The 960-nt window shown below is 50.6% G+C and carries 2 tRNA genes and 1 rRNA gene; all 3 read left to right on the top strand.

From position 1 onward, the window contains the following. Nucleotides 1-541 (top strand): 16S ribosomal RNA (locus A3766_RS11225); the annotation flags it as partial. Between the two features lie 114 nt (nt 542-655). After that, nucleotides 656-732 (top strand) — tRNA-Ile (locus A3766_RS11230). A gap of 141 nt (nt 733-873) precedes the next feature. After that, nucleotides 874-949, top strand: a tRNA-Ala gene (locus A3766_RS11235). The last annotated feature ends 11 nt before the right edge of the window (nt 950-960 follow it).

Here is a 960-nt window from a genome sequence, read left to right on the forward strand (position 1 = left end):
CGAACTTTCTAGAGATAGATTGGTGCCTTCGGGAACGCAGTGACAGGTGCTGCATGGCTGTCGTCAGCTCGTGTTGTGAAATGTTGGGTTAAGTCCCGTAACGAGCGCAACCCTTATCCTTATTTGCCAGCACTTCGGGTGGGAACTCTAAGGAGACTGCCGGTGACAAACCGGAGGAAGGTGGGGACGACGTCAAGTCATCATGGCCCTTACGACCAGGGCTACACACGTGCTACAATGGTAAATACAAAGGGACGCCAAGCCGCGAGGTGGAGCTAATCCCAGAAAATTTATCGTAGTCCGGATTGGAGTCTGCAACTCGACTCCATGAAGTCGGAATCGCTAGTAATCGTGGATCAGAATGCCACGGTGAATACGTTCCCGGGCCTTGTACACACCGCCCGTCACACCATGGGAGTGGATTGCACCAGAAGTAGTTAGTCTAACCTTCGGGGGGACGATTACCACGGTGTGGTTCATGACTGGGGTGAAGTCGTAACAAGGTAGCCCTAGGGGAACCTGGGGCTGGATCACCTCCTTAAACGAATCGTGATCGTTTCGGTCAGAGTTCACACGAATTGCTTGGTTATAGAATTAAAGAGAGCGTAAGGGCAATAGGCCCTATAGCATCTTACTGACAGGTAATTTGCGCAGAAGGCCTGTAGCTCAGGTGGTTAGAGCGCACCCCTGATAAGGGTGAGGTCGGCAGTTCAAGTCTGCCCAGGCCTACCAGATTTCAGTTACTCATCGTTAAATGATTACTCGCATAGCAGGCTATGCTTCGCAGTCATTTGCCTAGATTAACTAAAATCTACGATTTTTTGAGTCTGACTTTAATGAACGTTAAAGCAGAGGATAAAATGCTCTGGGATTGGGGCTATAGCTCAGCTGGGAGAGCGCCTGCCTTGCACGCAGGAGGTCTGCGGTTCGATCCCGCATAGCTCCACCAATTTCCAAAAT

This window comes from Oleiphilus sp. HI0132 (assembly GCF_001635845.1).